Below are 22,708 nucleotides of genomic sequence, written 5' to 3' on the forward strand. Positions count from 1 at the left end.
GTACGAACCACCCAGGCGCTCTCGACAGATGAATGTGAGAGGGGTCACCCTGTGACTCATCCACGCGGGGAGGCATGGATGGGCAGGAGCCGCAGAACAATTCCGGAGGAGCTTCTGCTGCTCGCTCTGGACCCGGCCACGGGTACCACAGCGCAGCCGCAGTCGCTCGACCTCGGCCTCGCCGGAGCACAGCTAGTGGAGCTGGCTCTGGCAGGACGGATAGCCCCTGACGGGGATCGTATCGCCGTGGTGATGCCACGGCCGACCGGAGATCCGACTCTGGACTCCGCACTGGAGCTGCTGCGAAGGCGTGGCAGCCCGGTCCGGGCGGTCCACTGGATCGGCGGGCCCCGACTGGGGCTGCGTCAGATCTATCTCGCTCATCTGGAGCGATGCGGCATGGTGCATGCCGTGGAGGGCCAGATGTGCGGAGTGCTGCCGACGACTCGCTACCAGGCGACGGAGACAGCGATCAGCCGGGACATCAGGTCCCGGCTGGACAGTGCGATCCGCACCGGTGTACCGCCGGACCCGCGGACCGCGGCGCTCGCCGCGCTGGCCCACGCGGTCGGTCTCGGCAAGCACCTGTACCCGGGGAACGAAGGACGGTCGTCGCGGTCCCGGCTGCGCGATCTGATCCGGCACGACCCCATGGGCGGCCTCGTGGCGCACGCCGTGATGGACGTCCAGAACGGCGTGGCGGCCCAGCCGCGCCGTAACGCCGCCGCGGGAGGCGGGCGCCCGGCGGGCGTCCCCGAGCAGCCCCGTCGCGGCAGCATGGCCCGCGCGGCCGCGCACTGAGCAGCCGCGCATCGCGACGCACCACCCTGATCCCTTCCGGGAGCCGCACAGACGTGTGCGGGACGGCCCACACGGCCGTCCCGCACACGCGCGTCGCCGCCCCCGTACACGTGCGTCGCGCACCCGCCCAGGGGCACCGCCCGCCCCGCCCACGGGCGTTCGCACGCCGGGGCCGCTCGCCCGCGGTGTCATCGTTTTCCAGCGCACACCCGGCCTTTGGTGGCAGTCTGCCAAGCAGTAGATACTCACAGCTACGCAGCCGACAGCCGGAGGTGCAGTTTCCGTGGCGTCCAACGTCAATCCCACCGTCAGGCGACGCCGATTGGGCCAGGAGCTGCGCCGGCTCCGGGAGCAGAAGAACATGACGGCCGAACAGGTCGCCGAGCGTCTCCTGGTGTCCCAGTCGAAGATCAGCCGCCTCGAGAACGGCCGCCGCTCCATCAGCCAGCGTGACGTCCGCGATCTGTGCGGCGTGTACGAGATCGAGGACCACCGGATCGTCGACTCGCTGATGCAGATGGCCAAGGACTCGCGCCAGCAGGGCTGGTGGCACGCCTTCGGCGACATCCCGTACAGCGTCTACATCGGTCTGGAGACGGACGCGGCGTCGCTGCGCGTGTACGAGTCGCTCATCGTTCCCGGCCTCCTGCAGACGCGCGAGTACGCGCAGGCGGTGATCGAGGGGATGTGGCCCGAGGCCACTCCCAGCGAGATCGACAAGCGCATCCAGATCCGGTTGAAGCGCCAGGACCGGCTCTCCGACCCGGACAATCCGCTGCGGTTCTGGGCCGTCATCGACGAAGCCCTGCTCCGTCGCGTCGTCGGCAACCCGCACATCATGGCCGACCAGCTGCGGCACCTCGCCGAGCTGAGCGAGAAGCCGCACGTCACGCTCCAGGTGCTGCCGTACGAGGTCGGTGCCCATCCCGGGATGTACGGAAAGTTCGCCATCCTGGAGTTCCAGGAGGCGCTGGACGCCAGCGTCGTCTACCTGGAGGGCGTTACCAGCGACCTCTATCTGGAGAAGGCCAACGACGTCCAGAGCTACGCGGTGATGTACGAGCACCTCAGGGCGAAGGCCCTGAGCGCCGAGCAGTCGCGCGAGTTCATCCTCCGCGTGGCGGAGGAACTGCAGGGACAGTAGGGCGATTTGGACGGGGCGGGCACCTTACACCGCCGGAACCACCGTCCATGGATTTCGACGGAATATGCCATCCGGATGGGTGAACGCGTCCCACCACTGCTGATGTTGCAGCGTAGCGTCGACAGCAGAGCCGCTGCCGCAGCGGCTGGAATGCGCGACACCCACCCCACTGGCACAACCATCGGAGTCACGATGCTGTTTCGGCACGACGCGCTGGCGGAATGGACCAAATCCTCCTACTCGGCCGTCAATGGCGATTGCGTAGAGGTCAAGGCGCAGGGGCACCTCTCGGTCCGCGTCCGGGACTCGAAGGACATCGCTCGCTCGGGCCTCGGCTTCTCCGCCGAGACCTGGTCGGAGTTCATCCTCGACGTCAGCGAGCGCGACCGCCCCGGCGCCTGAGCCCCGCGTCACCTCGCACCCTCAGGCAAGCCCTCTCGACTGGATCGCCGTCCTGGCCGAGGGGGCTGGTTGCTGTCCGGGGTCCGCTCCGCCTAGTCGAGGAGGCCGCGCGTCCTGATCGTGACCGGGTCGTCCGGACCCAGGACCCGCTCGCACAGCGGGAGGTTCAGTCGTGCCAGGGCCTGTGCCTCCACCGCCTCGCCCGCCGCCGCCAGGGCCTCGGCCAGACCGGTGCGGTTGGTGAGGAGGTACGGATGCTCGTGCCCCAGCGCCCGTTCCTGCCCCAGCACGACCCGCCGGCCGAGCGAGAGGGACTCCTCGACCTGTCCGAGCTTGCCGAGGATCCAGCTCAGCAGGACGGCCGCGGAGAGGGCGAGGGCGTGGCCGGGGCCGTGGACGAGCTCACGCCCGGCCAGCGCTCTACGGGCCTCCGCCTCCGCGACCGCCGCCCGGTCGAAGCGGTACAGACCGAAGGCGTAGTTGTGGCGGGCCGTCACCGTGGTGAAGGAATCCTCGCCCAGGTGCTCCTCGCAGGCGGCGACGGTCCGCGGGCCCATGCGGTCGAACTCGTCGACGTCGTCGGCGACGGCGAGGTACTCGATCATGAGTGCCCGCGCGTGCAGGGTGTCCCGATGGTGTTCACCGAGGACGCGCGACCGGATCCCGGCCGTCTCGCGCAGCGTGGCGAGACACTCCTCGGTCCGCCCCAGCTGACTGAGCGGTTCGTGGATGTCCTGCCGGCTCTCCAGCGTCTCCGGGTGCTCTGGGCCGAGGACCCGTTCCCGGGCGTCGAGGACCCGCCGATGCGCCGCTTCCGAGTCCTCGAAGCGCCCGATCCGGAACAGCGACATGGCCGCCCGGTGCGACGCGCGGAGGGTCGCCGGATCATCCGGTCCCAGCCACCGCTCGGCCGTCTCCCCCGTGTCCTGGGCCAGGGAGAGCGCGGCCCGGAAGTCGCCGCTGTCGAAGAGGCACGCGGCGAGCCGCGTACCGATCGCCACCGCGCGGCCGGCGCTGTCGGCTTCCCCCACCCGGCGGAGCAGGTTCGCCGCGTGGGGCACCAGGTGGCCCACGCGATGGGCGTCCGGGGCCGGGGAGCCGGCCTCCGGGACGGCTGCCCGGAGGAGCTGCGCGGCGGCCGTGACGAGCGGCGGCCGCTGATCCTCAGGGACGGCGGCGGCGACGCTGTCGAGGACCACACCGTGTGTCTTCACGCACCGCATCGGCGTACCGCCGATGTCGAGACTGACGAGCGAGACGAGCGAATGGTCCAGGAGTCCCCGGAGGGCCGTCTCGACGCGCGGCGCGGTCAGCGGCGGGTGGAGCGTGCCCAGCGCCGTCCCTTGCACGGCCTCGGGGCGGATCAGCGACAGGGGGACGGGGTCGGCGCTCCAGCAGGACAGCAGCCGCAGGAGGGCGGCGCATTCGGGGAAGCCGTCCTCCGCGAGGGAGGTCAACGAGATGTCCCACGTCCGGCCGACGAGGTGCCGGGCGTTCCGCTCGGTGCTGCCCGGAACCGCTCCCTGGTCGAGCAACTCCGTGGGGTTGTCGTCCAGGTGGCGCCGGTAGTCGCTCATGGACCAGCTCTCCAGAAGTTGTCGTGACAGGAAGGACCCGGCCAGGGTGAGCGCGAGGGGAAGGCAGTCGAGTCGTCGGGCCACCGTCTCCGCGTCCTCGACCGACCCCGCCTCGGGGGCGAGGTCACGCAGCACCAGCGCGGCGTCCTCGATCGGAAGCACGCCCAGGTGGTGAAGACGCGCTCCGTGCCACACCTCGGAGCCGGCCTGCCGCGTGGTGACGATGACCGTGCCCTGAGCACTCTGCCGCAGCCAGCCTCCTTCCCCCAGCACCTCCGGGTCGTCCGCGTTGTCGAGGACGAGGAGCCACGGCTCCGACGAGGAGTGGAGGTAGTGCCAGACGAGGTCGGCCGAGGCGCGCTGCCCCTTGTGTGCCGCGGCCAGTTCGCCGGCCTCCGCCCCGCGGTCTGCGGCGACGGCCAGCATGCCCGCCCGGAGCGTCGAGCGTTCGGAGGCGTTGACCCAGAGTCCGGTGCGGCGGCCCGTGCGCGTCACCTCGTGGAAGACGGCCTGGGCCACGGCCGTCTTGCCGCAGCCGCCGAGCCCGTGGAGCACGTGCACGCCCCCGGTCTCGTCCCCGGCCGCCGTCAGGAGGTCCCGCATGACGTCCCGGCGGTCCCGCAGCACCAGCGGGGTCCGCCCGACAAGCGGCGTGCGCACCGAATCGGGTGCCGACGGAGCCGGTCCGCCGGCCCTCCGGGGTGTCGGAACGACGGTGCGCTCCATGGACGGACCGAAGAGGGAGGCTTCGCCCGGCGGATAGTGATGGTGGTGCTCCGTCACGTGCTGATCGCCCTGTGCCTGGTAGACCCGGCCCTGGCCGGATGCCCTGCCCTGCACTCCCGGCTCGGCGTGCCGCTCCGCGCCGTTCACCGCTCGGTGATGTGCTGGTCCCGGCCGGCCTGGTAGACCCGGCCGCTGCCGGTCGCCTCGGCCCGCATCCGTACCGTCGTGGGGCCGGAGGCCTGGGAGTCGGGGTCGCACTCGGCAAGGATCCGGCGCAGTTCTTCGGCGACCTCGGGCTGTTCGCGCAGGAGACGCCGGAGGCGGCCCGCCCACTCCTCCCGCAGTTCCTGCTCGGTCAGGTCGTCCCCGTTCTCCCTCGCCGCCAGCAGATCGTCCCTGGTCGCGTCGAGCTCTCCCTCCACGCCGTCGGCGCGGGAAGGGCTGGCCCGGCGCCACAGCGCCACCACGCCTTCCCGCGTCCGCTCCCAGGCGTCCGTGGCCATGAGCGTGACCACGGCGACGCCCGCGGCCCGTGCGAGTTCCACCATCTGTGCTTCCATCGATGCCCCCATGTGTCGGTCGGCGCAGCGAAGTCGCTCCGACCGAACGTCCACGATAGGTGCGGTATTTGGTGCTGTCAGGCGAAACCCGCGCCGTCGGCCCCCGCGTTCCTCCCCCGCCCCCTCACCTCAGTTCGTCGACGTACCGGTCCGTTCCCGGGAGCGTCGGGAGGAACGGGGCCACCAGCTCCACGCGGCCGAGCTCGCCGGCCGTCGTGTGCAGGTCCGCGAAGTGGTCCGGCCAGGTGGTGCGGGGGTCGGCTTCGAGGAACCAGAGGAGGGTGAGCCGGGTGTCGGTGCCCTCGACCTGCTTCACGTACGTCATGCGGTCGCCGGGCAGTGGGGTGGGGCGGAAGACCGTCACCATCGCCGCCGGGGAGCCGGCCAGGCGGCGTGGCAGTTCGCGGGCGCGCAGCCACTCCAGCAGCTCCGCGCGCCGCTCCGGGCCGTCGGCGTCGATCACCTGGAGGATCAGGCCGGCGTAGGGGTGGTCCAGGGCGTGGACGTCCCGGGGTCCGGCCGCGCCGTCGCGGTACACCGTCGCCTCGTGGTCCTGGAAGGCCGTGAAGACGTGCGTACGGTCGCGGTAGACCCGCCCGTCGCGGTTCAGGCGCTTGTTGATGGAGACGGTCCACTTCATGTGCTCGTCGTAGCGGCCCTCGGTGATCCAGTACGTGGAGAGGTAGCAGCCGGCCGTCACCGGCTGGGCGATCGCGGACTTCTCCGGGGTCCGCAGCTCCTGGAGCGCGCGGGTGGCGACCCAGCGGCGGCCCGCGTACATCCAGGGCATCGCCATGGCTCCGGCGTAGTAGTGGTCGTCCTCGTACCAGCGGTTGTAGGCGTACTCGTGGCCCGGGTGCGGCTCGACCATCGTGATCAGGGCGTGCCCGGGGCGCACCCCATACGGTCCGGTCGCCGCCAGCTCCGCGTACGCGTCGGCTCCTGTCCCCTCGCTCATCTCCGTGCCCCTTCCCTTGTCGGTGACGCGGTCCTACTCTGACGGGTCGTCAGATCGATGGCCAGAGTCGGGAGGCACCCGGATGCTGCTCCAGGGGAAGACCGTGATCGTGTCGGGCGTCGGCGACGGGCTGGGTCACCGGGTCGCCGAGACGGTGGTGCGGGACGGGGGCAACGCGGTCCTCGGCGCGCGGACCGAGGCCCGTCTCGCCAAGGCGGCGGCCGAGATCGACCTCGACGGCCGGCGCACCGCGTTCCTGCCGACCGACATCACGGACGAGGCGCAGTGCGAGGCGCTGGCCGCGCTCGCGGTCGAGCGGTTCGGGGCGGTCGACGCGGTCGTGCACGTGGCGGCCTGGGACAGCTACTTCGGCGGTGTCGAGGACGCCGACTTCGCGACCTGGCAGGGCGTCCTGGATGTCAATCTGCTGGGCACCCTGCGGATGACCCGGGCCTGCCTGCCCGCCCTGAAGGCGCGGGGCGGTTCCGTCGTCCTCATCGGTACGCAGTCGGCGGTGGCCGCGCCCTCGCAGGTACGGCAGGCGGCGTACGCGGCCTCGAAGGGGGCGCTGACCTCGGCGATGTACTCGATGGCGCAGGAGCTGGGGCCGTACCGGATCCGGGTCAACACCGTCCTGCCGGGCTGGATGTGGGGGCCGCCGGTGCAGGCGTACGTCCGGTTCGCCGCGGACACGGAAGGGGTGGCGGAGGCCGAGGTGCTGGGCCGGCTCACAGAGCGGATGGCGCTGCCCGACCTGGCCACCGACGGGGACGTGGCGGAGGCGGCGGCCTTCCTCGCCTCGGACCGGGCCCGGGCCATCACCGGGCAGTCGCTGCTCGTCAACGCGGGCGAGCTGATGCGGTAGCGCCCAGGTGGTGGCCCCCGGCGCCCCGGGGCGGCCGCTGCCACCGATCGCCCTCCGGCCGCACGGCACCTTCGCCGTGCGGCCCTTTTTGACCCCATCTGAGTTCATGAATATGAACGCAGGTCAAAAACTCGAACGATTTTACTCCCTCTTGACCCTCCAGTCCGTTGTCGCGGCCGGTCACGTCGCCACACCATGAACGGCGTTCACAAGGCGGACCGGACCCCTGGAGGGGGCGCAATGAACAGTCTCGACTGGGCCGTGCTCATCGGCTACTTCGGCGTGATGGTCGCGATCGGCGTCTGGTCCCACAAGCGCGTGGACGACGTCTCCGACTACTTCACCGCCGGAGGCAAGATGCCCTGGTGGCTCTCCGGCATCTCGCACCACATGTCGGGCTACAGCGCCGTGATGTTCACCGGCTACGCCGGCATCGCGTACACCTACGGCGTCACGTCGTACGTCACCTGGTCCTTCCCCATCGCGATCGGCATCGCGATCGGGGCCCACCTCTTCGCGCCCCGGCTCAACCGGCTCCGGTCGCGGCTGCACGTCGCCTCCCCGCTGGAATACCTGAAGAACCGCTACAACCTGCCCACCCAGCAGGCCCTCGCCTGGTCGGGGGTGCTGCTGAAGATCGTCGACGTGGGCGCCAAGTGGGCCGCCATCGCCACCCTGCTCTCCGTCTTCACCGGCATCTCCCTCAACGAAGGCATCCTCATCACCGGTGTCATCACGGGCATCTACTGCACCGTCGGCGGGCTGTGGGCCGACGCGCTCACCGAACTGGGGCAGTTCGTCATCCAGTTCTTCGCCGGCATCGCGATGCTCGTCGCCGTCCTGGCCGAGCTGGGCGGGTTCAGCGCCCTGTGGACCGTCTGGGACCGGCCGGAGCTGCAGGGGCACACCGCGCCCACCGCCGGCCCGTACACGATGACGTTCCTCCTCGCCTACCTCTTCATCAAGACCTTCGAGTACAGCGGCGGCATGTGGAACCAGGCCCAGCGCTACATGGCGACCCCCACCGCCCGCGAGGCCACCCGCTCCGGGCGGCTCTCCGCCGTGCTGTGGTTCGTCTGGCCGCTCGTCCTCTTCTTCCCCATGTGGGTCGCGCCGCTGCTCGTCGACCCGAAGAAGCCCGACGCCTCCGACAGCTACGCCCTGATGACCGAGCAACTGCTGCCGCACGGTCTGCTCGGCCTGGTCATCGTCGGCTTCTTCTCGCACACCATGGCCATGTGCTCCTCCGACGCCAACGCCATCGCGGCCGTCTTCACCCGGGACATCGCGCCCGTGATGAGCAAGGCCGCGCGGAGCTGGACACACCGGGCCGGGCTGCTCGCGGCCCGCTGGTCGACGATCGCGTTCCTCGCGCTGTCGATGGCGGTCGCGACCCAGGTCAACTCCCCCGCCTTCAAGGACATCATCACCGTCGTCATCAAGTGGGTGGCCGGTCTGATGGGGCCGATCGCGATCCCGTTCATGCTCGGCCTGCTGCGCACCTTCCGGAAGTCCGGGCCCACGGCGGCGCTGGTCTCCTGGGCCGCCGGACTCTTCGCCTTCTGGCTGACCAACTACGGCCTGGACGGCGTCGAGCTGCAGATCCAGATCGTCTCGCCGCTCGCCACCTCCCTGATCCTCTACGTCCTCATCGGCTTCCTCCGGCCGGAGGACACCCCGGAGCGGGACGCCGTCCTGGACAAGCTCCACTCGGACGGCGGCAGCCCGGCCGGAGCCGCCGCCGTCCCCGCGCAGCGCGACGGCGACCGGGCGGATCAGCCCCTCGGGTAGCGCGCCAGCCAGCCGGGCGAGGACTCGGAGGGGCTGTGCAGGGCGGCGCCCTGCGTCATCTCCATCGCGAAGTCGTCCGCGATCTCCAGGACCGTCGCACGGCCCTCCAGCTCGGCCAGCCAGGCCGGCGGGAGGGCCGTCTCGCCGTGCAGGGCGCCGAGCAGCGCGCCCGTCACCGCTCCGGTCACCGCCGACGGCCCGTCGTGGTTGACCGCGAGGCGCAGGCCGTGGCGGATGTCCTCGCCGACGAGGGCGCAGTACACCGCGACGGCGAGCAGGTTCTCGGCCCGGTCCTCGTCCGCGCCGAGCGCGGTGACCCGGGCGGCGTTCGGCATGCCCTGGCGTACGGCTCCGAGGGCCTGCTGGAGGGCCGCGGTGACGGGTTCGTGGCCGGGGCGCGGGGCGAGCTGCGCGAGGGCCCGCTGCACCGAGGCGTCGACGCTGTCGCCCCGCGCGAGGCCGTGGACGACGACGGCGAGGGCGCCGGCCGCGAGGTAGGCGGCCGGGTCGCCGTGCGACTGCGCCGCGCACTCCACGGCCAACTGGCACACCAGCTGGGGCTCCCAGCCGACCAGGAGCCCGAAGGGGGCGGAGCGGACCAGCGCGCCGGAATCGGTCGCGTCCGGGTTCTTGGGCTTGTCGAGGGTGCCGAGGAGTTCGTCGCCGAAGCCGGTCAGACAGGCGCGGGCGGGGTCCCGGCGGGCGTAGAGCCACTCCTCGCGGGCGAGCCAGCCGTTGTCCTTGCGCCGTTCGTCGGGGCCCCAGTCGCGCTGGGTGGCCGCCCAGCGCAGATGGGCGCGGTGGACGTCGGTGGGCGGGTGCCAGGCGCCGGTGTCCCGGCGGACCTGGGCGCGTATCAGGCCGTCGACGGTGAACAGGGTCATCTGGGTGGCGGCGGTGACGGCCCCGCGTCTGCCATAGGCGGGGACGGGCTCGGTCAGGCCCTCCGGTCCGTGCGCGGCCCTGATCTCCGCCAGGGACCGCCCCGCGACCCCCGCGCCGAACGCGTCCCCGACGGCCCCGCCGAGGAGACAGCCGCGCACCCGGGCCCGAAAGTCCTGCTGTTCGGCGCGGCCCCACACGGCCGCGGCGGTTGTGGTCACGACGTGCCCTCTCCCGGAAAGCCCTCGGCGCACAGGTCTCGGAGCACTGTAATGGACCGCGTTCGCACGTTCGCGGGGCGGAACCTTTTGCGATCGGAGGCCTTTCTGTCCGCTTTCGACCGCGGTGCGCCCGAAGTGCCGTCACGAGGGGGCTTCGGGCGGGGCGGTCACTGCGGCAGCACCGGCAGCAGCTCCGGCAGGTGCCCGTCGGAGGCCTTCGCCGCCCGGACCCGCTCCTCGGGCACCTCGCCGTACAGCGTCGTCCGGGGCCGCGACGGGCGGCCCGCCGCCTCCGCGATGGCGACCAGGTCCCGGACCGAGCGGTACGAGCCGTAGCCCGAGCCGGCCATGCGGGAGATGGTCTCCTCCATCAGCGTGCCGCCGAGGTCGTTGGCGCCCGAGCGGAGCATCTCCGCCGCGCCGTCCGCCCCCAGCTTCACCCAGCTGGTCTGGATGTTCGGGATGTAGGGGTGCAGCAGCAGCCGGGCCATCGCCGTGACCGCGCGGTTGTCGCGGACGGTGGGCCCGGGGCGGGCGATCCCCGCGAGGTAGACGGGCGCGTTGGTGTGGATGAAGGGGAGCGTCACGAACTCGGTGAAGCCGCCGGTCCGCTGCTGGATCCCGGCCAGTGTGCGGAAGTGGCCGAGCCAGTGCCGGGGCTGGTCGACATGGCCGTACATCATCGTGGACGAGGAGCGGATGCCCAGTTCGTGAGCGGTGGTGACGACCTCGATCCAGGTCGCCGTGGGCAGCTTGCCCTTGGTCAGGACCCAGCGGACCTCGTCGTCCAGGATCTCGGCGGCCGTGCCGGGGATCGAGTCGAGCCCGGCCTCCTTGGCCGCCGTCAGCCACTCCCGGATGGAAAGGCCGGTCCGGGTCGCGCCGTTGACGACCTCCATCGGCGAGAAGGCGTGCACGTGCATGCCGGGGACGCGTTCCTTCACCGCCCGCGCGATGTCGAAGTAGGCCGTGCCCGGCAGGTCGGGGTGGATGCCGCCCTGCATGCAGACCTCCACCGCGCCGACCTCCCACGCCTGCTGGGCCCGGTCGGCGACCTGGTCGAGGGAGAGGGTGTAGGCGTCGGCGTCGGTGCGGCGCTGCGCGAAGGCGCAGAAGCGGCAGCCGGTGTAGCAGACGTTGGTGAAGTTGATGTTCCGGGTGACGACGTACGTGACGTCGTCGCCGACCGCCGCCTTGCGGACGTCGTCGGCGATCCGGGTCAGCGCGTCGAGGGCGGGGCCGTCCGCGTGCAGCAGGGCCAGGGCCTGGTCGTCGGTGAGCCGGGTCGGGTCGTCGGCGGCCACGGCGAGGGCGTCGCGGACATCGGTGTCGATGCGCTGCGGGACCATGCCGGGGGCGGCCGCCTCGCGTAGCGCCTCCCAGTCGCCGTAGACCTCGTCGAAGTCCTCGCGGCGGTCGTGGGTGCGGCCGGTGGTGTCGATGGTGCGGTGCAGGTCGGTGCGGCCGGCGGCGGTGAAGGCCTCGTCCGGCTCCTGCCAGGGCAGCCCGCGCACCTCCGCGTCCGGGTTCGCGAGGCCGGTCTCCGGGTCGGCGAGGGCGCGGACGTGCGGCAGCAGCCGCGGGTCGAGCCAGGGCTCGCCGCGGCCGACGAACTCGGGGTACACGCAGAGGCGTTCGCGCAGCTCGAAGCCGACGGCGCGGGACTTCTCGGCGAGGGTGTCGATCTGCGGCCAGGGCCGCTCCGGGTTGACGTGGTCGATGGTGAGGGGCGAGACGCCGCCCCAGTCGTCGATGCCGGCGGCGATGAGGCGGCCGTACTCCTCGTCGACGAGGTTCGGCGGGGCCTGGAGGCAGGCGCTCGGGCCCATGATGTGGCGGGCGACGGCGACGGTGGCGATCAGGTCGTCGAGCTCCGCGTCCGGCATGCCGCGCATCGCCGTGTCCGGCTTCGCGCGGAAGTTCTGGATGATCAGTTCCTGGACGGAGTGGTAGGCGCGGGAGACCTTGCGCAGCGCGAAGAGGGAGTCGGCCCGCTCCTCGTGGGTCTCGCCGATCCCGATGAGGAGGCCGCTGGTGAAGGGGACGGAGGAGCGTCCGGCGTCCTCCAGGACCCGCAGCCGCACGGCGGGGTCCTTGTCGGGGGAGCCGTAGTGCGGTCCGCCGGGCTCGGACCACAGGCGGGTGGCGGTCGTCTCCAGCATCATGCCCATCGACGGCGCGACCGGCTTGAGGCGCTGGAAGTCGGTCCAGGAGAGCACGCCGGGGTTGAGGTGGGGCAGCAGCCCGGTCTCCTCCAGGATCCGGATCGCCATGGCCCGTACGTACGCCAGGGTGTCGTCGTAGCCGTGCGCGTCGAGCCATTCGCGCGCCTCGGGCCAGCGGTCCTCGGGCTTGTCGCCGAGCGTGATCAGGGCTTCCTTGCAGCCCAGTTCGGCGCCGCGGCGGGCGATGTCGAGGACCTCGTCGGGGGACATGAACATCCCGTGCCCGGCGCGGCGCAGCTTGCCGGGGACGGTGACGAAGGTGCAGTAGTGACACGTGTCCCGGCAGAGCCGGGTGAGCGGGATGAACACGCTCTTGGAGTAGGTGATGACTCCGGGCCGCCCGGCGGCCTCCAGACCGGCGTCCCGGACCCGGCCGGCGGAGGCGACGAGGTCGTCCAGGTCGGCGCCGCGCGCCCGGAGCAGCACGGCGGCCTCGGTGACGTCGAGCGCCACCCCGTCCCTGGCCCGCTTGAGGGCGCGGCGCATGGCGTTCTCGGTGGGCCGTGGTGCCGGGCCGGGCTGCTGATCCGTCATGGACCGAGCATACGAGTGCCCCCGCGCGGACAGGAGGCCCCGTCCGGCCTCGGCCGTGGCGCCCTCCCGGCCCGGCCCTACAGGTACGGGGCGTACGCGTCGAGGACGCCCAGGACTTCCGCCTCCCCCGCCGGGGGCAGCTGCAGGACGACCTCCTCGCAGCCCAGTTCGGCGTAGTGCGCCAGCTTCCCGGGGTTCGGCAGGACCGCGTACGGGACGATCCGGAGGGTCCGCGGGTCGCGGCCGGCCTTCTCCCAGACCTCGCGGAGCGCCGGGACGGACTCCGAGAGGCCGCGGCCGCCGATGGGCATCCAGCCGTCGGCGTACTCGGTGATGTGCGCGAAGAGCGTGGGGCCGGCCGCGCCGCCGACGAGGGTGCGGGGGGCGCCGCCGAGCGGCTTGGGCCAGGCGAAGGAGGCGCGTACGGACACCCCGTGCCCGCCCTCGTACGCGGTGGGTTCGGCGGCCCACAGGGCGCGCATCAGCGCCATCCGCTCCCGGGTCAGCTCGCGTCGGGTGGACCACTCCACGCCGTGGTCGGCGGCCTCCTCCTTGTTCCAGCCGAAGCCGACGCCGAGGGTGAAGCGCCCGCCGGAGAGGTGGTCGAGGGTGGCGATCTGCTTGGCCAGGGCGATCGGGTCGTGCTGGGTGACCAGCGTGATGCCGGTGCCGAGCCCGAGGCGGTCGGTGACGGCGGCGGCCTGGCCGAGGGCGACGAAGGGGTCGAGGGTGCGGCCGTACTCCGGGGGCAGTTCGGTGCCCGCGGCCGGGTAGGGCGTGGTGCGCTCGATCGGGATGTGGGTGTGCTCGGGGAGGTAGAGCCCGGCGAAGCCGCGCCGCTCCAGCTCGCGGGCGAGGCGCACGGGGGAGATGGTCTCGTCGGTCAGGAAGATCGTGGTCGAGATCCGCATAGCGGCACGGTAGGGGGTGCGGCCGTGATTTCCGAGAGGTGCGGCACCGCGGGCCTCTTGTGTTGTCCGGCGGTTCATGCGCTCCTACGAGGGTGCCGGACATGAGCGGACCGACCCGACGAACGCTCCTGGCGACGAGCGTCGCCTCCGCCTTCACCGTGGGGGGCGTGAGCTTCGCGCACGCCGCGGGCACCCCCGGCGGCGACCGTACGGAGACGGTCGGCGGTACCCTGCCGCCCGGCTCCCCCGACTACGTCTACCTGCCCGTCGAGGTCCCGCGCGGGGTGCGCGAGATCCACGTGTCGTACGCGTACGAGCGCCCCGCCGTCCCCGCCGGGACGCAGGGCAACGCGCTCGACATCGGCCTCTTCGACCAGCGCGGCACCGGCCTCGGCGGGGCCGGGTTCCGGGGCTGGTCGGGAGGGGCGCGGACGGAGTTCTTCCTGCGGGCCGACGCGGCCACCCCCGGCTATGTGGCCGGGCCGCTGAGGGCCGGGACCTGGTTCGTGGTGCTCGCGCCGTACACGGTGGCGCCGCGGGGGCTGACGTACACGGTGACGGTCACCCTCCGTTTCGGCGACCCGGCGCCCGCCCCCGCGGTCGTGTACCCGCCGGAGCGGGCGAGGGGGCGCGGCCGGGCCTGGTACCGGGGCGACTGCCACCTCCACACGGTGTACTCGGACGGGCGGCGCACGCCCGCGGAGGTCGCCGCGCTCGCCCGCGCCGCCGGGCTCGACTTCCTGACCGCCACCGAGCACAACACGCACGGCGGGCACGGGGCGTGGGCCGGGCACGCCGGGGACGACCTGCTGGTCCTGCTCGGCGAGGAGGTCACCACCCGCAACGGTCACGTGCTGGCCGTGGGCACGGACCCGGGCACCTTCGTGGACTGGCGCTACCGGGCCCGGGAGAACCGCTTCGGGCGCTTCGCGCGGGAGATCCGCCGGGCGGGCGGGCTGGTCGTCCCGGCGCATCCGCACGCCCCCTGCGTGGGCTGCGCCTGGAAGTTCGGTTTCGGCGACGCGGACGCGGTGGAGGTGTGGAACGGCCCGTACACCCCGGACGACGAGGTCGCGCTGGCCGACTGGGACGCGGCGCTCGCCCGGGGCCGCCGGATCCCGGCGATGGGCGGCAGCGACGCCCACCGGGACCCGGACCGGGTCGGCACCCCGCAGACCGTGGTCCTGGCCCACGAGCTGAGCCGGACGGCGATTCTGGCGGGCCTGCGCGCGGGCCGTTCGTACGTCGCCGAGTCCTCGGCGGTCGCCCTGGACTTCACCGTGACGGACGGGCGGGGGCGGACGGCCGGGATCGGCGAGCGGCTCGCGGTCCCGGCGGACGCGCCGGTCAGGGTCCGGCTGGCGGTGCGCGGGGCCCCGGCGGGCGGCACGGTCCGCTTCGTCACGGACCAGGGCGTGCTGCACACGGCGCCGGCCGCCGCGGGTCCGGTGGAGTGGGTGACGACGGCGGCGTACGCGACCTACGTACGGGCGGAGGTCCGCCATCCGGCGATGCTGCCCCCGCTGCCGGGCGCGCTCGCGGGCTTCACCAATCCGGTGTTCCTGGAGGCCCGGGGGGTCAGCCCTGGTACTCGCTGAGGTCGATGGCGTGGATGCGCAGGGGGACGCCGAAGTCCGGGTGGTCCGTCTCGCGTTCCGGGGTCATGCCGAGCTTGCGCACGACGTTCTCGGAGGCCTCGTTGGAGATGTGCGTGACGGCGACGACCCGGTCGAGGGCGCGGTCCTGCAGGGCGAACTCCAGGACCGCGTGCGCGGCCTCGGAGGCGTATCCCTGTCCCCAGAAGGGCCGTCCGAGCCGCCAGCCGATCTCGACCTCGTGGCGCAGGTCGGGCAGGAACGCGGGGACGGAGAGGCCGGCGAAGCCGATCAGCTCGCCGGAGCCGAGGAGTTCGACGGCGAAGAGCCCGAAGCCCTCGTCGTCCCACTCCTCCTCCCACCGCTCGATGTCCTCGGCGGTCTGCTCCAGATCCCGGACGGACCCGTCGCCGATCCAGCGCATCACCTCGGGGTCGGCGTTGATCTCGGCCATGGGCACGAGGTCGTCGTCGGTCCAGCGGCGGAGGAGGAGGCGGGGCGTGAGGATCTCGGTCATGGCCCCATCGTCTCGCACCCGGCCGGCCGGAGACGTCACGGTCCAACCCTTGACCTCGACCTTGGTCGAGGTACCAAGCTCGTGGGCATGGACACGGACACCACGAGCACCACCGATGACACGGCCTCCCCCACAGGTGCGGCCTCCCTCGCCGACAGCGCCGCCGTCACGCGCCTCTTCGATCGCTACCTGCGCTCCCTCGACGACCGGGGGCCGTACGACGCGGCCTGGGCGGCGGACTTCTTCACCGAGGACGCCACGACCTCGACACCGGCCGGGGACGTCCGCGGGCGGGAGGCGATCGCCGCGAACATACGGATGGCGATGGGGCTCTTCGAGCGGACGGTGCACTTCGGCTCGAACTACCTCGTCGACGTGGAGGGCGACCGGGCCACGCTCGTGGGCAACCAGCTCTCCACGCACGTACGGGCCGGCAGCGGGAAGCTCTTCGTCTCCGGCGGCCGGACGGAGAACGCGCTCGTCCGAACCCCCCGGGGCTGGCGGCTGTCCCGGGCGGACCTGCGCGTCGTGTGGACGCAGGGCGACCGGCCGGTGATCCCCGGCGCGGGCGCCGCCCCGCACTGAGTCGCCGGCCGGAGACGTCACGGTCCGGCGGGCGGGCGCACCGGCGCGGCGGGACCCCGTCCGGTCCCGCCGCGCCGGCGGTCGTGTGCGTGCCGTGCGGTCAGTCGGCGACGACCAGCGCCGGCGTCTCCTTGGTCAGCACCTCGCCGCGGAAGAACGCGGGGCTCCTGCGCTGCATGACCAGCATGATCACCACGCCGAGGAGCAGCAGTCCGACGCCGATGACGAAGACCGAGCCGACGCCGAGGACCGAGGAGCCGCTGCCGTAGGCGGGGTCCCACATGTCGTACAGGGTCTTGCCGAAGACCGCGGTCAGCAGGATGCCGCCGAGGACCGGGCAGACGCCCTTGTAGAGAAGGTTCCGGCCGGAGTGGAAGAGCTCCTTGCGGAAGTACCAGGCGCAGGCGAACGCGGTGAGCGAGTAGTAGAAGCAGATCATCAGGCCGAGCGCGTAGATCGTGTCGACCAGGACGTTCTCGCTGACCAGGGTCATGACGGTGTAGAAGACGCCGGTCGCGACGCCCGCGATGATCGTGGCCTTGCCGGGGACCTTGAAGCGGGGGTGGACCTTGGCGAAGGAGGCCGGGAGCGCCTCGTACGCCGACATCGCCAGCACGGTGCGGGCCACCGGGATGAACGTCGTCTGGAGGCTGGCCGCCGCCGAGGCGAGGACGGCGACGAAGAGCAGGATGCCGAGGGCCGGGCCCATGACCGGGCCGGCGAGGGCGGCGAAGACGTTGTCGGAGGTCTCCGGGTTGGCGAGGCCGAGGCCGGAGTCGCCGGAGCCGACGGCCATCTGCGCGGCGATGCCGGTGGCCAGGTAGGAGGCGACCAGGACGACCATCGCGATGAGCGCGGCGCGGCCGGGGGTCCTGGTGGAGCCGGAGGTCTCCTCGTTGGTGGCGAGACAGGCGTCCCAGCCCCAGTACATGAAGATCGAGAGGGAGAGGCCGGCGGTGAAGGCCGCGAAGGACTGGACCGCGAACGGGTTCATCCAGGACCAGGAGAAGCTCAGTCCGGTGTCGAAGGCGCCGCTGCCGGCCTTCTGGAAGGCCATCGCGACGAAGACGACGAGCACGACGAGCTGGAGGCCGACGAGGGCGTACTGCACGCCCTTGGTGGCGGTCATGCCGCGGTAGCTGATCGCGGTGGCGAGGGCGATGAGCGCGAGGCAGGTGACGATGTGGACGGCCTTGTTGTCGTCCAGGGCCGCGATCGACGGATCGCCCGTGATCTCGCCGGCCAGCAGCCAGAAGTAGGAGGTCGCGACGCCGGCCAGGTTGGAGAGCACGATGATCGTCGCGATGACGAGGCCCCAGCCGCACATCCAGCCGATCCGGGGGCCGAAGGCCTTCACGGTCCACGTGAAGGAGGTGCCGCAGTCCGGCATGACCTTGTTGAGCTCGCGGTAGGCGAAGGCCACCAGGAGCATCGGGAGGAAGCCGGCGAGGAAGATCGCGGGCATCTGGAGTCCGACCTCGCCGGCCGTGGAGCCGAGGGTGGAGGTCAGGCAGTAGACGGGGGCGACGGTGGAGATGCCGATGACGGCACTGCCCATCAGCCCGACGGAGTTCCCGCCGAGCCCCTTGCGCCGTACGCCCTGGGTGTCGCCCGGAGCGACGACGCCCCTTACCGTGTCTCCGGCCTGGGGCCGTGCATCCACCTGAGTCATGAACAGGACGTTAAGTGCTGCGGTTTCCACATCTGGAAGATCACAATCCACTCACAGCGCGGATCTTCACCTTGTAATGCGAGGCGAAATCCGGACGATCACCGATGATTGAAAGATCGATGATCCGACATACCGACCGATTGGTTGGAGCGCCGGTCAATGTCCGATATGCGGGAACCGCAGCACCATCCGAAATGTCCGTTTCCAAAATTTCCCGTGCCGTTTTTCCGGCCGTCCCGCCCGGGCCTCCGGGGACCCTCCCGAAGGCCCCGTCCGGTGATCAACCGGGCCAGACCACCGCCTGCGTCTCGCTGTACGCGTGCAGGGCGTACGAGCCGACGTCGCGCCCCACACCGCTCTTCTTGAACCCGCCGAACGGCGCCTCCATGTTCCGTCCGACGGTGTTCACCCCGACGCCCCCCGCCCGCAGCCGGGCAGCGACGCGGAAGGCGCGGGCCACGTCGCCCGACCAGACGTAGTCGATGAGGCCGTAGTCGCTGTCGTTCGCCAGCGCGATCCCCTCCTCCTCGTCGTCGAAGGGGACGACCACCACGACCGGGCCGAAGATCTCCTCCCGGACGACCCGCATGTCCGGGGTGCACTCCGCGAGCAGGGTGGGGGCGACGTAGAAGCCCCGCGGCAGGTCCGGCCGCTCGCCGCCGGCGACGACCCGGGCGCCCTCCTTCCGCCCCAGGGCGACGTACGCCTCCACCCGGTCGCGGTGGGCCGCCGAGATCACCGGGCCGACCACCGTGCCCCGCGCCGCCGGGTCGCCGACCTTCATGTACGCCAGACAGCCGGTGAGCTTCTCGATCAGCCGGTCGTGGATCCCGCGCTGGGCGAGGACCCGGGTCGGGGCCGTGCAGATCTGGCCGCTGTAGAAGGAGAAGGTGGTGCCGATCCCCGCCACGGCGGAGTCCAGGTCGGCGTCGTCGAAGACGAGCGCCGCCCCCTTGCCGCCCAGCTCCATGAGCTGTCGCTTCAGCTCCCGGCCGCAGACCTCGCCGATCCGCTGGCCGACGGCCGTCGAGCCGGTGAAGGAGACCATGTCGACGTCCGGGGAGTCGACGGCCGCCTCCCCGACGGCGGCGCCCGCCCCGGTGACCACGTTGACGACGCCCGCCGGGACGCCCGCCTCCGCGAGGGCCCGGGTCATCGCGTAGACCGAGAGCGGGTCCTGCGGCGCCGGTTTCACCACGACGGTGTTCCCCATGGCGAGCGCGGGGGCGATCTTGCCCGCCGGATTGGCCCAGGGGTTGTTGTACGAGGTGATGCAGGTGACCACCCCGACCGGGCGGCGGACGGCGACCGCGCCGAAGACCCCGGCCCTGCCCATCGGGCCCGCCTCGTTGACCTGCGGGGGCAGCGCCCGCTCGACCGGCTCCAGGGCGCCGCGTGCGTACCGCCGGAAGCGGGAGGCGCCGACGGCGACCTGCATCCCGCGCGCGGTGGCGGTGGTCGCGCCGGTCTCGGCCCGGGCGAGGGCCACGTTCTCCTCGGCGTCCCGGGCCATCAGATCCGCGGCCCGGTCGAGGATCGCGGCCCGCTCCTCCGGTTTCGTACGGGACCAGGTCGCGAAGGCCTCCCGGGCCGCGGCCGCCGCCTCGTACACCTGGCTCCGGGAGGCCTCGGGCGCGAGGCCGACGACCTCCTCGGTGGCCGGGTCGACCACGTCGTAGTGCCCGCCCTCGGGCTCGACCCACTCCCCGCCGATGAACAGTCGCTGCGTCACCGTGTGGACACCGTCCTCGTGTCACGGCCCGAGCGCAGCACCCTGCCGGGGATCGCGCCGGTCACCTCGTCGTCGCGGATGGTCTCGACGCCGTTGACGCGGACGGAGACGACACCGATCGCCCGCGAGTCGAGCCGGGGACTGTCCCCGGGCAGGTCGTGCACCAGGGTGGCCGGGCCCGCGTCGATCCGCTCGGGGTCGAAGAGGACCAGGTCGGCGTGGAAGCCCTCGGCGATCCGCCCGCGCTCGCGCAGCCCGAAGAGCCGGGCCGGGTCGTCGCTGAGCATCCGCACCGCCCGCTCCAGCGGGACCAGCTTCCGGCCGCGCAGGCAGTCGCCGAGGAAACGCGTGGTGTACGGGGCGCCGCACATGCGGTCCAGGTGCGCGCCGGCGTCGGAGCCGCCCAGCAGCACGTCCTCGTGCTCCCAGGTCTCGCGGCGCAGCGCCCATGAGGCCGGGTCGTTGTCGCTGGGCATGGGCCACAGCACGGTCTTCAGGTCGTCGTTGGCGCAGATCTCGACGAGGCACTGGAAGGGGTCCTGGCCGCGTTCGGCGGCGATGTCGTCCACGACCCGACCGGTGAGGCCCGCGTTCTCGCGGCTGTAGGTGTCGCCGATGACATAGCGGCCGAAGTGCGCGAGGCGGCGGAAGACGCCGGCCTCCTTGGAGTCGGCGCGGCGCAGCATCCCGGCCCGCACGTCCGGGTCGCGGAGCCTGGCGATCCGCTCGGGGACGGGCAGCCCGAGGATCTCGCCCCAGCCGGGGATGAGGTTGAGGGCGCAGAAGGTGCCGAGCGACATGTTCATGGGGGTGAGGATCGGCATGGTGAGGGCGACGATCCGGCCGCCGGACTTGCGGGCGCGTTCGGAGGCGAGGAGCTGGCGCGGGACGCGTTCGGGGACGGTGGCGTCGATGGTGAGGACGTTCCAGTTGAGCGGGCGTCCGGCGGCGGCTGTCATCTCCACGAAGAGGTCGATCTCCGCGTCGGAGAACTGGTCGAGGCAGCCGGCGAGGATCGCTTCGAGCTGGGTGCCCTCGTGCTCGCCGACCGCCCGGGAGAGGGCGATCAGCTCCTCGGGGGCGGCGTGCCGGGAGGCGACGGGGGCGCCGTCACCGTCGGAGTGGGTGGACGACTGGGTGGTGGACAGGCCCCAGGCGCCGGCGGCCAGGGCGTCGTGGAGCAGCGCCGTCATCCGGTCGAGCTGCTCGGGCGTCGGCCGGCCGCCGACGGCGTCCGCGCCCATCACGTACCGGCGCAGGGCGCAGTGGCCGACCATGAAGCCGGCGTTGACGGCGATCCGGCCTTCGAGGGCGTCGAGGTACTCGCCGAAGGAGGACCAGCTCCAGTCGACGCCCTCCTCCAGGGCCTTGAGGGCCATGCCCTCGACCTTGGACATCATGCGGCGGGTGTAGTCGGCGTCCTCGGGCCGCTCCGGGTGGAGGGGGGCGAGGGTGAAGCCGCAGTTGCCGCCGGCGACGGTGGTGACGCCGTGGTTCATGGAGGGGGTGGCGAAGGGGTCCCAGAAGAGCTGGGCGTCGTAGTGGGTGTGGGGGTCGACGAAGCCGGGGGCGAGGACGAGCCCGGTGGCGTCCTCGGTGCTCGCGGCCTCCTCGGTCACGGTCCCCGGCGCGGCGACGACGGCGATCCGCCCGTCGCGCAGGCCGACGTCGGCGGTACGGGCGGGGGCGCCGGTGCCGTCCACGACGGTGGCGCCCTTGATCAGGTGATCGAGCATGACGGTCCCTTCACTCGGTCCTCTCCACGGGGACGGGCCCCGGCCCGGGACGGGGCAGCCGGCCGCGGCTGCCGCGCCCCCGACCGGGGCCGGTGCGGGGCGGCGGTCCGGGAAGACACCGCCCCGGGTACGGGGGTCCGCCCGCCCTACTCGCCCGCCGCCCGGCGGAAGCGGGTGGTGCGGTGGACGGGGTCGGTGTCGATCCTGGGGATCACGTGCTCGCCGATCAGCCTGATCGAGTTCATCGTGTCCTCGTACGAGATCCCGATCGGCAGCCCGAAGGAGAGCTGGTCCGCCCCGGCCTGCTCCCAGCGCTTGCACTGGCGGGTGACCTCCTCGGGGTCGCCGCAGATCATCAGCTCCTCGGCGATGAGGAGTTCGATGATCTCGGCGCTGTACTCCGGGAGCAGCTCGGGCCACTCCGGGACGCCCTCGGGCCGCGGGAAGGTGTCGTGGTAGCGGAAGAGCAGCGACTGGAGGTAGTTGAGCCCGCCGCCGACGGCGATCTCGACGGCCTTGTCGTGGGTCTCGGCGCAGATCGCCGTCGAGGTCACCATGACGTTGTCGTTGACGAAGTCGCCGACCGCCTTGGCCTCCTTGATCGCGGTCTTGTAGGACTCGACGACCCACTCCATGTCGGAGACCTTCTGCACGCTGAACCCGAGGACGCCGAGCCCCTTACTGCCCGCCATGGCGTACGAGGACGGCGAGCCGGCCGCGTACCACATGGCGGGGTGGGACTTGCCGTACGGCTTGGGCAGGACCTTGCGCGGCGGGAGGGACCAGTGCTTGCCCTGGAAGCCGGCGTACTCCTCCTGGAGCCACATCTTGGGGAACTCGGCGATCGTCTCCTCCCAGATCTCCTTGGTGTGGTTCATGTCGGTGATGCCCGGCATGAACCCGAGGATCTCGTGGGAGCCGGCGCCGCGGCCGGAGCCGAATTCGAAGCGGCCCCCGGAGAGGTGGTCGAGCATGGCGACCTTCTCGGCGACCTTGACCGGGTGGTTCACGGGCGCGAGGGGGTTGAAGATGCCGGAGCCGAGGTGGATCCGGTCGGTGGCGTGGGCGAGGTAGCCGAGGTAGACGTCGTTCGCCGAGAGGTGGGAGTACTCCTCCAGGAAGTGGTGCTCGGAGGCCCAGGCGTACTTGAACCCGGACCTGTCCGCCTGGATGACGTACTCGGTCTCCTCCATCAGCGCCTTGTGCTCGGCCTCGGGATCGGTCTCGGCGCGCTTGCCGACGTATCCCTGTACGAAGATCCCGAATTCCAAGGA

At 72.1% G+C, this 22,708-nt stretch carries 18 protein-coding genes; 7 read left to right on the top strand and 11 right to left on the bottom strand.

The genetic code is table 11. The features are described 5' to 3' along the window. Nucleotides 1-78 precede the first annotated feature (78 nt). The 3 genes from ACFZBD_RS30515 to ACFZBD_RS30525 all read left to right on the top strand — a co-directional run bounded on the left by ACFZBD_RS30515 (nt 79) and on the right by ACFZBD_RS30525 (nt 2,347). The gene (locus ACFZBD_RS30515; RefSeq protein WP_391145869.1) at nt 79-801 is read left to right on the top strand and encodes a GPP34 family phosphoprotein; all 723 of its coding nucleotides are present in this window, start codon (nt 79-81) and stop codon (nt 799-801) included. A 283-nt stretch (nt 802-1,084) separates the two neighbouring features. Beyond that, nucleotides 1,085-1,945 carry a Scr1 family TA system antitoxin-like transcriptional regulator gene (locus ACFZBD_RS30520; protein WP_391145871.1) on the top strand — a complete coding sequence of 287 codons (861 nt, stop codon included), beginning with the start codon at nt 1,085-1,087 and terminating at the stop codon, nt 1,943-1,945. 75 nt (nt 1,946-2,020) lie between these two features. Continuing rightward, complete coding sequence (locus ACFZBD_RS30525; RefSeq protein ID WP_391145874.1) at nt 2,021-2,347, top strand: DUF397 domain-containing protein; 327 nt, start codon at nt 2,021-2,023, stop codon at nt 2,345-2,347. A gap of 92 nt (nt 2,348-2,439) precedes the next feature. Here the strand turns inward: ACFZBD_RS30525 and ACFZBD_RS30530 are convergent, their stop codons facing one another. The 3 genes from ACFZBD_RS30530 to ACFZBD_RS30540 form a co-directional block, all read right to left on the bottom strand. Beyond that, nucleotides 2,440-4,797 carry a tetratricopeptide repeat protein gene (locus tag ACFZBD_RS30530; RefSeq protein WP_391145876.1) on the bottom strand — a complete coding sequence of 786 codons (2,358 nt, stop codon included), beginning with the start codon at nt 4,795-4,797 and terminating at the stop codon, nt 2,440-2,442. Continuing rightward, nucleotides 4,794-5,198, bottom strand: a complete 405-nt coding sequence (locus ACFZBD_RS30535) for a hypothetical protein (RefSeq protein ID WP_391145879.1) — start codon at nt 5,196-5,198, stop codon at nt 4,794-4,796. Before ACFZBD_RS30535 ends, ACFZBD_RS30530 begins: the two co-directional genes overlap by 4 nt. Before the next feature lie 136 nt (nt 5,199-5,334). Beyond that, complete coding sequence (locus tag ACFZBD_RS30540) at nt 5,335-6,168, bottom strand: hypothetical protein (protein WP_391145881.1); 834 nt, start codon at nt 6,166-6,168, stop codon at nt 5,335-5,337. A gap of 82 nt (nt 6,169-6,250) precedes the next feature. Here ACFZBD_RS30540 and ACFZBD_RS30545 point away from each other — a divergent pair, with 82 nt between their 5' ends. Together ACFZBD_RS30545 and ACFZBD_RS30550 are read left to right on the top strand one after the other, a co-directional pair. Then, nucleotides 6,251-7,033 carry an SDR family oxidoreductase gene (locus ACFZBD_RS30545; protein WP_391145885.1) on the top strand — a complete coding sequence of 261 codons (783 nt, stop codon included), beginning with the start codon at nt 6,251-6,253 and terminating at the stop codon, nt 7,031-7,033. Between the two features lie 240 nt (nt 7,034-7,273). Beyond that, nucleotides 7,274-8,824 (top strand): sodium:solute symporter family protein, encoded by a 1,551-nt coding sequence (locus ACFZBD_RS30550; protein ID WP_391145888.1) that lies wholly within the window; start codon nt 7,274-7,276, stop codon nt 8,822-8,824. Here the strand turns inward: ACFZBD_RS30550 and ACFZBD_RS30555 are convergent. The 3 genes from ACFZBD_RS30555 to ACFZBD_RS30565 all read right to left on the bottom strand — a co-directional run bounded on the left by ACFZBD_RS30555 (nt 8,809) and on the right by ACFZBD_RS30565 (nt 13,597). Continuing rightward, nucleotides 8,809-9,927, bottom strand: a complete 1,119-nt coding sequence (locus tag ACFZBD_RS30555; RefSeq protein WP_391145891.1) for an ADP-ribosylglycohydrolase family protein — start codon at nt 9,925-9,927, stop codon at nt 8,809-8,811. The two genes, ACFZBD_RS30550 and ACFZBD_RS30555, sit on opposite strands and share 16 nt — an antisense overlap. A 167-nt stretch (nt 9,928-10,094) precedes the next feature. Then, the gene (locus ACFZBD_RS30560) at nt 10,095-12,686 is read right to left on the bottom strand and encodes a bifunctional FO biosynthesis protein CofGH (protein ID WP_391145893.1); all 2,592 of its coding nucleotides are present in this window, start codon (nt 12,684-12,686) and stop codon (nt 10,095-10,097) included. Nucleotides 12,687-12,763: 77 nt separating this feature from the next. Next, the gene (locus ACFZBD_RS30565; protein WP_391145896.1) at nt 12,764-13,597 is read right to left on the bottom strand and encodes a TIGR03619 family F420-dependent LLM class oxidoreductase; all 834 of its coding nucleotides are present in this window, start codon (nt 13,595-13,597) and stop codon (nt 12,764-12,766) included. 101 nt (nt 13,598-13,698) lie between these two features. Between ACFZBD_RS30565 and ACFZBD_RS30570 the strand changes: the two genes are divergently transcribed. Further along, entirely contained in the window at nt 13,699-15,195 is a 1,497-nt protein-coding gene (locus ACFZBD_RS30570; protein ID WP_391145898.1) for a CehA/McbA family metallohydrolase, read from the top strand. On the opposite strand, the gene ACFZBD_RS30575 is transcribed toward ACFZBD_RS30570, so the two are convergent. After that, nucleotides 15,176-15,709 (bottom strand): GNAT family N-acetyltransferase, encoded by a 534-nt coding sequence (locus ACFZBD_RS30575; protein ID WP_391145900.1) that lies wholly within the window; start codon nt 15,707-15,709, stop codon nt 15,176-15,178. The two genes, ACFZBD_RS30570 and ACFZBD_RS30575, sit on opposite strands and share 20 nt — an antisense overlap. Nucleotides 15,710-15,796: 87 nt before the next feature. Here ACFZBD_RS30575 and ACFZBD_RS30580 point away from each other — a divergent pair, with 87 nt between their 5' ends. After that, a complete protein-coding gene (locus ACFZBD_RS30580; RefSeq protein ID WP_391145903.1) occupies nt 15,797-16,294 on the top strand; it encodes a nuclear transport factor 2 family protein in 498 nt (165 codons plus the stop codon). Between the two features lie 100 nt (nt 16,295-16,394). Here the strand turns inward: ACFZBD_RS30580 and ACFZBD_RS30585 are convergent, their stop codons facing one another. The 4 genes from ACFZBD_RS30585 to ACFZBD_RS30600 form a co-directional block, all read right to left on the bottom strand. After that, the gene (locus tag ACFZBD_RS30585) at nt 16,395-17,966 is read right to left on the bottom strand and encodes an amino acid permease (protein ID WP_391145906.1); all 1,572 of its coding nucleotides are present in this window, start codon (nt 17,964-17,966) and stop codon (nt 16,395-16,397) included. 280 nt (nt 17,967-18,246) lie between these two features. Then, complete coding sequence (locus tag ACFZBD_RS30590; protein ID WP_391145909.1) at nt 18,247-19,698, bottom strand: aldehyde dehydrogenase family protein; 1,452 nt, start codon at nt 19,696-19,698, stop codon at nt 18,247-18,249. Next, nucleotides 19,695-21,434, bottom strand: coding sequence for an amidohydrolase family protein (locus tag ACFZBD_RS30595; RefSeq protein WP_391145912.1), 1,740 nt, complete (start codon nt 21,432-21,434; stop codon nt 19,695-19,697). Before ACFZBD_RS30595 ends, ACFZBD_RS30590 begins: the two co-directional genes overlap by 4 nt. Nucleotides 21,435-21,580: 146 nt before the next feature. Continuing rightward, nucleotides 21,581-22,705, bottom strand: a complete 1,125-nt coding sequence (locus tag ACFZBD_RS30600) for an LLM class flavin-dependent oxidoreductase (protein WP_391145915.1) — start codon at nt 22,703-22,705, stop codon at nt 21,581-21,583. Between the last annotated feature and the right edge of the window lie 3 nt (nt 22,706-22,708).

The organism is Streptomyces sp. NPDC008121, assembly GCF_042957155.1.
Taxonomy (GTDB): domain Bacteria; phylum Actinomycetota; class Actinomycetes; order Streptomycetales; family Streptomycetaceae; genus Streptomyces.

What these genes read in the sequence shown, in the direction of transcription:
- ACFZBD_RS30515 (WP_391145869.1), top strand. Translation starts at nt 79, where the DNA reads ATGGGCAGGAGCCGCAGAACAATTCCGGAGGAGCTTCTGCTGCTCGCT.
- ACFZBD_RS30525 (WP_391145874.1), top strand. Translation starts at nt 2,021, where the DNA reads ATGGGTGAACGCGTCCCACCACTGCTGATGTTGCAGCGTAGCGTCGAC.
- ACFZBD_RS30535 (WP_391145879.1), bottom strand. Translation starts at nt 5,198, where the DNA reads ATGGTGGAACTCGCACGGGCCGCGGGCGTCGCCGTGGTCACGCTCATG.
- ACFZBD_RS30540 (WP_391145881.1), bottom strand. Translation starts at nt 6,168, where the DNA reads ATGAGCGAGGGGACAGGAGCCGACGCGTACGCGGAGCTGGCGGCGACC.
- ACFZBD_RS30545 (WP_391145885.1), top strand. Translation starts at nt 6,251, where the DNA reads ATGCTGCTCCAGGGGAAGACCGTGATCGTGTCGGGCGTCGGCGACGGG.
- ACFZBD_RS30550 (WP_391145888.1), top strand. Translation starts at nt 7,274, where the DNA reads ATGAACAGTCTCGACTGGGCCGTGCTCATCGGCTACTTCGGCGTGATG.
- ACFZBD_RS30560 (WP_391145893.1), bottom strand. Translation starts at nt 12,686, where the DNA reads ATGACGGATCAGCAGCCCGGCCCGGCACCACGGCCCACCGAGAACGCC.
- ACFZBD_RS30565 (WP_391145896.1), bottom strand. Translation starts at nt 13,597, where the DNA reads ATGCGGATCTCGACCACGATCTTCCTGACCGACGAGACCATCTCCCCC.
- ACFZBD_RS30570 (WP_391145898.1), top strand. Translation starts at nt 13,699, where the DNA reads ATGAGCGGACCGACCCGACGAACGCTCCTGGCGACGAGCGTCGCCTCC.
- ACFZBD_RS30575 (WP_391145900.1), bottom strand. Translation starts at nt 15,709, where the DNA reads ATGACCGAGATCCTCACGCCCCGCCTCCTCCTCCGCCGCTGGACCGAC.
- ACFZBD_RS30580 (WP_391145903.1), top strand. Translation starts at nt 15,797, where the DNA reads ATGGACACGGACACCACGAGCACCACCGATGACACGGCCTCCCCCACA.
- ACFZBD_RS30585 (WP_391145906.1), bottom strand. Translation starts at nt 17,966, where the DNA reads ATGACTCAGGTGGATGCACGGCCCCAGGCCGGAGACACGGTAAGGGGC.
- ACFZBD_RS30595 (WP_391145912.1), bottom strand. Translation starts at nt 21,434, where the DNA reads ATGCTCGATCACCTGATCAAGGGCGCCACCGTCGTGGACGGCACCGGC.